Below are 10,619 nucleotides of genomic sequence, written 5' to 3'. Positions count from 1 at the left end.
TTACTACTCTGTGTAAGGTCGACACTGTGTAAAATGTAAACACAGCAATAAAATATTAGGCTCGCCTCGCAGGCGGGCCTTTTTTGTATTCGCCACTCAAGCTTCGACGTTTAACATGAGGGGATAATAAAAATACGCTTAGAATTTTTCCTTACAGGTCAAAGAGCTAAGCCATTGAAACGTGAAATCATCGAACAAGAGAAGGTGAGCAATGAAAGTTCAGCTTATTCCATCACTGTGTGCACTCAGCGGATTGTTAATCGCCTCTACCGCCTTCGCGCAGGTCGCGTATACGTGGGTAGATGAAAATGGCGTGGTTCACTTTAGTGATACGCCAAACAAAGGAGCAAAAGCGATCGCACTGCCAAACCTTGAAGCCAGCGCACCAGCTCCTGAGGTAGAAAGTACTGAATCGCTCGCACCTCAGACTACGCCATCTACTGCATCACAAAACAAGCCAGAGAAAACAACCGAGAAGCCTCTTCCATTACAACTTTCAATGCAGACCCCCAAGCACAACGAGACCATCCGTAACAATCGAGGCATCATCAATATTCAATTAGAAACCAATCGCAAGCTTGGTATCGGTGAGCAATTGCAATTGTTACTCGATGGAAAACCCTATGGTGCACCACAAAACCATATAGTGTGGCAGTTAAACAATATTGACCGAGGCACTCACACACTTGCTGTGCACGCGAAAAGAAGCGGCAAGCTTATTGCATCTACTAGCCCTATAACGGTGCATTTACATAGAGCAAGTGTTAAGCCGACCGTAAAAGGGGCAAAATAGAATATCTGGTGAAAAAAATCACATCACAGCGGTGCTTTTCACTTTTTCTTCTAAGATTTATTCGCCATACTTAACGTTCAATTGCACCATTATTGTGCATCGCACAATCTTAAAGCAAAACAAGGACGTAATGTGGATACCAGTCTTCCTAGTGCCATTCTCAACAATATGGTGACAGCAACGCTGATTCTTGATGATGGATTGGCCATCCGTTATGCCAATCCGGCTGCCGAATTGCTGTTTTCTCAAAGCGCTAAACGAATTATTGAACAATCACTTTCTCAATTGATTCAGCATGCGTCGCTGGATCTCGCGCTGCTCACTCAACCGTTGCAAAGTGGCCAAAGCATCACCGACAGTGACGTCACTTTCGTTGTTGATGGCCGCCCTTTAATGCTAGAGGTGACGGTTAGCCCTATCACTTGGCAAAAGCAGTTGATGCTTCTGGTCGAGATGCGCAAAATTGATCAGCAGCGCCGACTCTCTCAAGAACTGAACCAACACGCCCAACAACAAGCGGCGAAGCTGTTAGTCCGAGGGCTTGCACATGAGATCAAAAATCCGCTTGGCGGCTTACGCGGTGCGGCGCAATTGTTAGAAAAAATGCTGCCAGAGCCCTCTCTCACCGAATATACACACATCATCATTGAGCAAGCAGACCGTTTAAGGGCGCTCGTGGATCGATTACTAGGACCTCAGAAGCCAGGTAAGAAGACACAAGAGAATCTGCACCAAATTCTTGAAAAGGTTCGCCAACTGGTTGAATTAGAGTCACAACGCTCAATCATCATTGAACGAGATTATGACCCAAGCTTGCCAGAGATTTTGATGGATACAGACCAAATCGAGCAGGCAATGCTTAATATCGTCAGTAACGCCGCACAAATTCTTAGCCATCAAGAGCACGGGAAAATAACCATTCGCACCAGAACGGTGCATCAAGCCAATATTCACGGCAAACGCTGTAAACTCGCTGCTCGTGTCGAAATCACAGACAACGGCCCAGGTATTCCACCGGAACTACAAGACACGCTGTTCTATCCCATGGTCAGTGGCCGCGAGGGAGGAACTGGATTAGGGCTATCTATTTCGCAAAATTTGATCGACCAGCACAATGGAAAAATAGACGTAGAAAGCTGGCCTGGTCACACAACATTTACTATTTATCTGCCGATCTGAGTGCGCTAATGGACTTCAAGTCGCGTCAGTTTTTCGGTTTGCTGCAAGGATTACTACATGAGTAAAGGATATGTTTGGGTCGTTGATGACGACAGTTCAATTCGCTGGGTAATGGAGAAAACGCTCTCCTCTGCCAACATCAAATGTGAAACCTATGCCGATGGAGAAAGCGTGTTAATGGCGCTCGAACGCGAAGTGCCGGATGTTCTAGTATCAGACATTCGCATGCCAGGTATTGATGGGTTGGAGCTACTAAAGCAAGTACAGCGCGATTACCCAGACCTTCCCGTGATTATCATGACCGCGCATTCAGATTTAGATGCGGCAGTGAATGCGTACCAAAAAGGTGCTTTTGAATATTTACCAAAACCTTTTGATATTGATGAAACTTTAACTCTGGTTGAACGAGCCATTGCACACAGCCACGAAAACAAACGCGAGCAGCTCTCTCCAGAAGACATTCCAGCAGAAACGCCTGAAATTATCGGTGAAGCACCAGCGATGCAAGAGGTGTTTCGCGCCATTGGTCGTCTTTCTCGCTCCTCTATTTCAGTCTTGATTAACGGTGAATCGGGCACGGGTAAAGAACTCGTTGCTCATGCACTGCACCGTCACAGTCCACGTGCTAACAAACCTTTCATTGCGCTCAATATGGCGGCGATTCCCAAAGACTTGATTGAATCAGAACTGTTTGGCCACGAAAAAGGCGCGTTTACGGGAGCAAACAATGTTCGTCAAGGACGATTCGAACAAGCCAATGGCGGCACTCTATTTTTAGACGAAATCGGCGACATGCCATTAGACATTCAAACTCGTTTACTACGCGTTCTAGCTGACGGGCAGTTTTATCGAGTGGGCGGTCACTCTCCGATCAGTGTCGATGTACGAATTGTTGCGGCAACACACCAGAACTTAGAAAAGCTGGTGCACGAAGGTGACTTCCGTGAGGACCTATTTCATCGCTTAAACGTGATTCGCGTTCAGATCCCGGCACTGCGTGAGCGTAAGCAAGACATTGAAAAGCTTACACAGCATTTTCTTATCCGTGCGGCTGATGAGCTTGGTGTGGAAACAAAAACTCTCCACCCGTCGACCGTGGAGATTCTTAACCGCCTTGATTGGCCTGGCAACGTTCGTCAATTAGAGAATATTTGCCGTTGGTTAACCGTTATGGCCAGTGGTAGCGAAGTGTTACCAAATGACTTGCCAAGCGAACTACTCGAAGAGAAAAAATCCATTTCAGACTCTGCACATGGTAGTTGGCAAGAACAATTGGCGGATTGGGCACGGCATTCACTCGCAGCAGGAGATAAAGAACTACTTTCTTACGCTTTACCAGAATTTGAACGCATTTTATTAGAAGCAGCCTTAGAGCACACTAAAGGTCATAAGCAAGATGCCGCTAAAGTATTAGGCTGGGGGCGAAATACACTCACCAGAAAATTAAAAGAATTGTACTGACAATCACTTACGTGGTGCGTTAACAACGAGCGTCGTTTGTCACTCGATATTAATAAAAACATCAGTACAATTGTGGCGCACCACCATCTATGTGATTAGGCGATGTCTACTGCTACGACTCAAATTACACTGCGTACTGCTGTTCTGATTCCATTTGTCATGATCTTCTTACTGGCGATCGGTGTCATTGTCTACGTCCAAAAACAAAGTTACGAAGAAGTGGTCACGGATATCAGTGACAAGCAACTTTCCGTGTTAACCGAAAGTGTCCACGACCACCTCAATAGCTATCTACGTAAGCCTTTTACTGCGGTTATGGCTCTCGCGCACAACGTCAGCTATCACAACCTTTATCGCCCTCACGATACCTCAGACATTCAAAACTACCTGCTGAGTGCATTCAAAAATCTTTACCAATCGATACCGCAGTTGGATGTAATCGCATTTGGTTCAGAAAACGGCGACTTTGCAGGCTTTCGCCGCGAGCTTTCCGACGATTACACCTTAATGGTGCAAGATCGCTACACCGATGGTGATCTGGTTATTTATGGAACCAACCATGTGAGTAACAACATTCGAACGGTTATCTCCCAATACGATCCTCGCACTCGCCCATGGTATAAGCCCGTTGCAGAGAGCCAAAACGCCACTTGGTCTGAAATTTATACCAATGCTGATGAACGCCAGGATATTACGCTATCAGCCATGACGCCTGTGTACAAACACGACCAATTTGCTGGTGTTTTGGTGACAGACATTCGTATCAATACATTCAACGAATTCCTGCGCGAGTTAAAATACAACACTAAAGCGTCGGTCTACATCATGGACCCAGATCATCGTTTAATCGCTCACTCAGGCCCGGGAAGCGTCATCTCATGGGGCACAAAATTTTCGGATAAAGGGCAGCGTTTGCTTGCCGCTGAAAACGCAGACCCGATCATCAAAATCAGTGCGAGCCGCGTCCGGTCTTTCGATCTCAACAACACCAAGCAACCTTATACTTTTTCATTTGAACATGATGGCCAACGTATTTTCAGTCGGCTAACCCCGTATCGAGACCAAGACGGCTTAACATGGTTTATCGGCACCTCCATTTCGGAGTCTGAGCTTCTCGGCCTGTTACCGAAAAGCCAGCAAGAGAGTTGGCTCGTTGGCATTATTGTAAGCCTATTTGGGATCGCCATCAGTTGGATCATTTTCAACCGAGTTACCAGACCAATTAACGCGACGGCCGCCGCCGCTCAGCACCTGGCAAATGGGGATTGGGATAGCGGCATGCCAAAGCCTGGTTATGTGTATGAGACAACCGTACTGGTTCATGCTTTTAATGAAATGGCGAACAATCTAAGAGCTTCATTCAAAGCATTGCGTGAACAGTTGGTTTATGACTCTCTAACACGCTTATATAGCCGTCAGGGTTTGGTCGAAATCTGTGAAAATCAGTCTGATCTTTGTCACGGCAGTTTATTTTTACTTGGTATCAACAAATTTAGAGATATCAACGACAGTGTGGGTCATCACAACGGCGACCAGCTGTTGGTCAGCATCGCTGAAAGGCTAAAACAGCAGTTTCGTGACAACGCATTATTGGCTCGGATTGGTGGTGATGAGTTCGCGGTGTTTCTCTCAAATGTCGACACTGAAACCAAAATTAAACAAACCGAGCGTCGATTACAGCAACTCTTTTCCACCCCATTTATGGTGGAAGGCGAGAATGTAGTGATGAAGATTTCACTTGGTATTGTACAAACCCAGCCAAACGAAACCATGCCTTTATGGTTACGCAACGCCAGCATCGCATTAAGTTACGCTAAACAAGACTCACTGACTGGTGTTTGTCACTACAGCCCAGAACTAGCGAGCGCTTCAAAGTTTCGTACGCAAATGCTGACCAAGATCCAAACTGGCATTGAAAACCGAGAGTTTATTCCTCATTACCAACCGATTGTGGATCTCGTCAGTGGCACAGTGTGTGGCGCCGAAGCACTTGCGCGTTGGCATAGCGACTCAGGTATGGTGTCACCATTAGATTTTATCCCAATCGCGGAAGAAAGCGGCATGATCAAAGCCATCGGCCAACAGATTCTGTTACAAGCTTGTCGCGACACTTACCAAGCGATCGAAAGCAAACAGTGGCCGTCGGACTTCCAACTGCATGTGAATATCTCTGTTAATCAACTATCCTGCCCAAGTTTTGTTGATACGGTGACAAGCGTATTGGATATCACGAAATTACCAGCAAGTAACCTCACACTAGAGATCACAGAATCACGTATCATTGATAGCGCACCGACCACACTAGAAAATATGACTAAACTGCGTGAAATGGGTATTGGTATCGCGATAGATGACTTTGGCACCGGCTACTCATCACTGGGTTACCTCCACTCTCTGCCGTTTACCTGCTTGAAGATTGATCGCACCTTCATCAATCAACTCACACAAGAAAACTTAAACAGTTCAGTCGTCGCTGCCGTCATCAATATCACAGCAGGTCTCAAAACTAATGTCGTCGCGGAAGGTGTCGAGGATAGCAATCAAGCACAATTACTACGCTCTTTAGGCTGTAATCAGGTGCAAGGCTTCTACTACAGCCGCCCTATGCCACTAGAAGAATGGCCAACACATTTGGTGAACATGAAGTAGAAAAGAGCGAGAATCGTTGATTTCCTAGTCATCCTCTACTGACAATCTACCCAACTGTTATTTATACTTAACTGCAAATCTTACCCATGTATTGTCACAGATGATGTTTGGGCCCTGTTCCAGTTCATAACTATCCGGATCGACAAAATGATAACGAAGAACCTTCCTCTTACTGATTTGCACCGTCACCTCGACGGTAACATTCGTACTAAAACGATTCTTGAGCTAGGCCAAAAGTTTGGCATTGCCCTACCAGCGTACGATATTGAGTCTCTCACTCCTCACGTTCAAATTGTCGAAGCGGAACCCTCTCTTGTTGCTTTCCTTTCTAAGCTCGACTGGGGTGTTGCTGTACTGGGCGATCTAGATGCGTGTCGTCGTGTCGCGTACGAAAACGTAGAAGACGCGCTAAACGCGCAAATCGATTACGCTGAGCTGCGTTTCTCTCCTTACTACATGGCGATGAAACACAAGCTACCAGTAGCGGGGGTTGTTGAAGCCGTCGTGGACGGTGTGCAAGCAGGTATGCGCGATTTTGGCGTGAAAGCCAACCTGATCGGTATCATGAGTCGCACATTTGGCACTGACGCATGTCAACAAGAACTGGACGGCATTCTGAGCCAGAAAGATCACATCGTTGCCGTCGACCTTGCGGGTGACGAGCTAGGCCAACCGGGTGATCGCTTTGTGTCTCACTTCAAGCAAGTACGCGATGCTGGCCTTGGGGTAACGGTCCATGCTGGTGAAGCAGCAGGTGCAGAGAGCATGTGGCAAGCAATCAATGAGCTGGGCGCAACTCGTATCGGTCACGGCGTAAAAGCGATTCACGATCCAAAACTGATGGATTACCTAGCAGAAAACCGCATTGGTATTGAATCTTGCCTGACGTCAAACTACCAAACAAGTACAGTAGAAACGCTAGAAAACCACCCTCTCAAGCAGTTCCTAGAGCATGGCGTTCTTGCGTGTCTGAACACTGACGATCCAGCGGTTGAAGGCATCGAACTGCCATACGAATACGAAGTAGCAGCACCAGCCGCTGGTCTGAGCCAAGACCAGATTCGCCAAGCGCAAATCAATGGCCTTGAGATTGCGTTCCTTTCAGAAGCAGAAAAAGCGGAACTGAGAGAAAAAGTAAAAGATCGCGCTTAAATCCAGCGAAAACATAAAAAATGCCAGCATCTGCTGGCATTTTTTATATCTTGAATCTGTATCTCTGATTAAATAACACGAGAGAATTGTTGCTGACGCGCCTTCGCTCGCAGGTACTTATCGAAGCTCATACAAATATTACGGATCAGCAAACGACCTCGCAGCGTCACACGAATTTCATTGTCATCCACTTCCACCAGCTCATCGTTGATGAAGGTCTGAAGTAGCTGTAAGTCTTCTTTAAAGTACTGATCAAACTTCACTTTAAACTCAGACTCAATGGCTTTCTTGTCTAACTTGAAGTTACAAATCAGCTGCTTAATCACTTCACGACGGAGCAAATCATCGGAGTCCAGCGAGACCCCTTTCCATAGAGCGTGACGAAGTTCGTTGACTTGAGCGTAGTATTTCTTCAGCTCTTTCTGGTTTTGCGCGTAAGCATCGCCGATCATCGAGATTGCAGAAACACCAAAGCCAACCAAGTCACATTCACCTTGTGTGGTGTAGCCTTGGAAATTGCGATGCAAAATACCTTCGCGCTGGGCAACAGCAAGTTCATCGTCCGGCAAAGCAAAGTGGTCCATACCGATAAATTGGTAGCCAGCACCAGTCAGTGTCGCGATGGTGTCTTGCAGAATCGCCATCTTCTCCTCTGCTTTTGGCAGGTCTTCGTCTTTAATCTTACGCTGCGCTGCAAATAGCTGTGGCATGTGCGCGTAGTTAAACACGGATAGACGGCCCGGCTGCATCTCTAGCACTTGTTCTAGAGTCTTGGCAAAAGATTCTTTGGTCTGCTTCGGTAAACCGTAAATCAAATCTAGGTTCGTCGAACGAAAGCCTAACTCTTTTGCGCGCGCAACCATCGCAACGATGAACTCTTCATCTTGCTCACGATTCACCAGTTTTTGCACTTCTTTGTTGAAGTCCTGCACACCGATGCTCAAGCGATTGAAGCCTTCACTACGCAGATGATCCAGCATGGTCAGCTCGATTTCACGCGGGTCAACCTCGATACTGATTTCAGCATCGCTACTAAAAGTAAACTCTTGGCGTAGCAGGCTCATTACACGCGTGATTTGCTTTTCAGAGAGAAACGTCGGTGTACCACCACCAAAATGCAATTGCGTCACAGTGCGACCAACAAGTAATGCAGCACGTTGACGAATTTCGTGTTCAAGCACGTCGAGGTATTCATCCGCTTTGTGCGAATGGCGTGTAATGACTTTATTACATCCACAGTAGTAACAAAGCTTGTGACAGAACGGAATGTGTACGTACAGCGATAATGGGCGTTCTGGGTATTGAGTGCATGCCATATCATAATCAGAAATGGTGAACGCTTCATGAAACTCCAGCGCCGTTGGGTACGACGTATAACGAGGCCCGGAATAGTTGTACTTATCCAATACCGCTTGATCCCAGACGATTTGCTGTTTCGATTCAGTGTGTTGATTCGACATGGTGGTACTTTCCGTTAAATGCTAGGGCAACGAAAGCCGTCACCCGATATTCAGAGCCGCTATTTTGCCATACGACGATGACAAGCGTGGCAACGCCGACTGGCTTTTTAAGTATAAAACTAAAGAAGTGCTAGCGTGATCACGATACCCCCATTAGCCATAAGGAGACTATTGGGGGTCGCGCTTAAATCATCTGAATATTGATTTGATTATTCAGTGGCTGGACGTTTTTCTGCAACACTTTGAGCTCCTCAATAATCGCATCAGTGAGGCGGCTTTCCGCTTTATGACGCGTCAAGTTCTGTTGCATACGCTCTTTCTTGGCAAGTTGTTGGCGTTCTTCGCCACGCGCCATATCTTTCACTATGTGGTAAAGCTCAGAAATCGCAGGGTACGTTTTATCGAAATCAACGCGGTCTTCACCTTGTACATAATCCATGATGTTATACACACGGATACTGATTTCAGATAAATCGCACTGCCCTTGAATGCCCGCCTGACACAAGGTATGCACATTCTCAAAAATGTTGGCGTTACGTTTGTCTATCGCCAATTTTTGATGCTTCAGCTGCAATTCCTTTTGCTTTTTCAATTGAAGCAGAAGGTAACCTGCATAAGAAGCGAGTGCGATGATAATCACAACACCAGCAATAGCTAATAAGGTTACATTCATAGCTTAATTATCCTTTATAGTCGTCGAAATTAATGTCGTCGAAATCTGCCAGCAAGTCATCATCGTTGCGCGTGCTTTTCTCAGCAGGTGCAGTGAAGTCTTCCTCTTCTTCAGGTTCCAACAAACCTAGTTGGTCCATTAGCTTCTCAATGCGATCGAGTTTCTCATCGACGAATTTCTGTAGACCTGTGCCCAGGTTTTCACCCGCTTCAATACGGTCTAGCAACACGTTCAATTGCGCGTCATTTTCTAGCATCTCTAGTTCTTGCTCTGCCGACAAACGACGCTCTTGCTTCGTCATTTTCTTCGCAGGTTCAACAATCAGAGGTATTTTCTTTTTGCTGCCTAAGCGCGGGTCGCGATTTTGTGCAGCAGCTTGCTTTTTCTGCTCGTTAACTTCTGAGTTACGGTTACCCGTTTTCAGACCTTTACGCTTTTTAGCACGCTTGCGTAAGCGGCCTTCCACATCAGATTCTGTACGGTTACGAGTTACAACAAACTCAGGTGCACCAGCGGCACCCGGTTTTCTAGATTTTTTACTACGGCTCATTACTGGGGTTTCCTCAGTAAAATTACATCATTACCAATAAATTCGAGTTCGAGCTTATCCCGCTCTGCTAGGAACTGGAACGTGTCACGACTAAAGAACACTACGTGAGTGAGATCGTTCTTATAATGCCATGATTTGAAAGCCTCCACGTCGATGACCATTTTCGTCATCAGGCCTATCCAGCCCCCTGGCTTAACTAAATTCAACCATTGCTTCCACACCAAATCTGGGTGGTAGAGGTGCTCTATCACCTCTGTTGCTGTCATGAAGTCGTACGTTTTTTCTAAAACCGACGTATCAGGGTGGTAGTAGAGATCGTACAACGCCATGTTGTGCCCCGCCTCTTCCAGCATCAAGGAGAGCGTTGGGCCAGGACCACAACCAAAGTCGATACCATTTGATTGTGGAGAAATTCGCTCTGTGATCGGGTCAGCAATACGCGACAAAAAGCGTCGGTAACCCAAATCATCGGGGTTGTTCTCATGCAGATCATAGTGAGCTTTTTCGCTTTCCGCATCCAAACGTTGGTCTGGATTTACGAATACCAAGCTGCACTGCTCACATTGAAGATATTCACGACGCTTATCTTCAAAATAATGGTGAGTGCGCTGATTTTGGCATAAAGGACAGGTATGCATGCTGACTTCCTCAAACAGGGATGCGAAACATACCAGAAAGTGAACTCGGATTGGAGTGTTGTTG

The 10,619-nt window shown here is 46.4% G+C and carries 9 protein-coding genes; 5 read left to right on the top strand and 4 right to left on the bottom strand.

Annotated elements, in window-relative coordinates; translation table 11 throughout:
- Positions 1–211: 211 nt before the first annotated feature.
- The 5 genes from CAG68_RS20885 to add all read left to right on the top strand — a co-directional run bounded on the left by CAG68_RS20885 (position 212) and on the right by add (position 7,234).
- Positions 212–793 (top strand): DUF4124 domain-containing protein, encoded by a 582-nt coding sequence (locus CAG68_RS20885; protein WP_017821939.1) that lies wholly within the window; start codon positions 212–214, stop codon positions 791–793.
- 132 nt (positions 794–925) lie between these two features.
- The gene (glnL, locus tag CAG68_RS20880) at positions 926–1,972 is read left to right on the top strand and encodes a nitrogen regulation protein NR(II) (protein WP_017821940.1); all 1,047 of its coding nucleotides are present in this window, start codon (positions 926–928) and stop codon (positions 1,970–1,972) included.
- 57 nt (positions 1,973–2,029) lie between these two features.
- A complete protein-coding gene (glnG, locus tag CAG68_RS20875; protein ID WP_005379267.1) occupies positions 2,030–3,433 on the top strand; it encodes a nitrogen regulation protein NR(I) in 1,404 nt (467 codons plus the stop codon).
- Positions 3,434–3,535: 102 nt separating this feature from the next.
- Entirely contained in the window at positions 3,536–6,082 is a 2,547-nt protein-coding gene (locus CAG68_RS20870; protein WP_104979920.1) for a bifunctional diguanylate cyclase/phosphodiesterase, read from the top strand.
- A gap of 147 nt (positions 6,083–6,229) precedes the next feature.
- Positions 6,230–7,234: an adenosine deaminase gene (add, locus tag CAG68_RS20865; RefSeq protein ID WP_005379257.1), complete on the top strand. Its 1,005-nt coding sequence runs from the start codon at positions 6,230–6,232 to the stop codon at positions 7,232–7,234.
- 68 nt (positions 7,235–7,302) lie between these two features.
- Here add and hemN read toward each other — a convergent pair whose 3' ends face one another.
- The 4 genes from hemN to CAG68_RS20845 all read right to left on the bottom strand — a co-directional run bounded on the left by hemN (position 7,303) and on the right by CAG68_RS20845 (position 10,555).
- Positions 7,303–8,694: an oxygen-independent coproporphyrinogen III oxidase gene (gene hemN, locus CAG68_RS20860; protein ID WP_017635016.1), complete on the bottom strand. Its 1,392-nt coding sequence runs from the start codon at positions 8,692–8,694 to the stop codon at positions 7,303–7,305.
- Between the two features lie 184 nt (positions 8,695–8,878).
- Positions 8,879–9,367, bottom strand: a complete 489-nt coding sequence (locus tag CAG68_RS20855; protein ID WP_005379254.1) for a DUF2489 domain-containing protein — start codon at positions 9,365–9,367, stop codon at positions 8,879–8,881.
- A 7-nt stretch (positions 9,368–9,374) separates the two neighbouring features.
- A complete protein-coding gene (gene yihI / locus CAG68_RS20850) occupies positions 9,375–9,917 on the bottom strand; it encodes a Der GTPase-activating protein YihI (RefSeq protein WP_005379252.1) in 543 nt (180 codons plus the stop codon).
- A complete protein-coding gene (locus CAG68_RS20845; protein WP_005379250.1) occupies positions 9,917–10,555 on the bottom strand; it encodes a class I SAM-dependent methyltransferase in 639 nt (212 codons plus the stop codon). Before CAG68_RS20845 ends, yihI begins: the two co-directional genes overlap by 1 nt.
- Positions 10,556–10,619 lie beyond the last annotated feature (64 nt).

The sequence above is a fragment of the Vibrio sp. V42_P2S4T144 genome (assembly GCF_009904715.1).
Classification (GTDB): Bacteria; Pseudomonadota; Gammaproteobacteria; order Enterobacterales; family Vibrionaceae; genus Vibrio; species Vibrio alginolyticus.
Note: the sequence above shows the minus strand (reverse complement) of the source record. Positions and strands in the feature narration are given on the sequence as shown.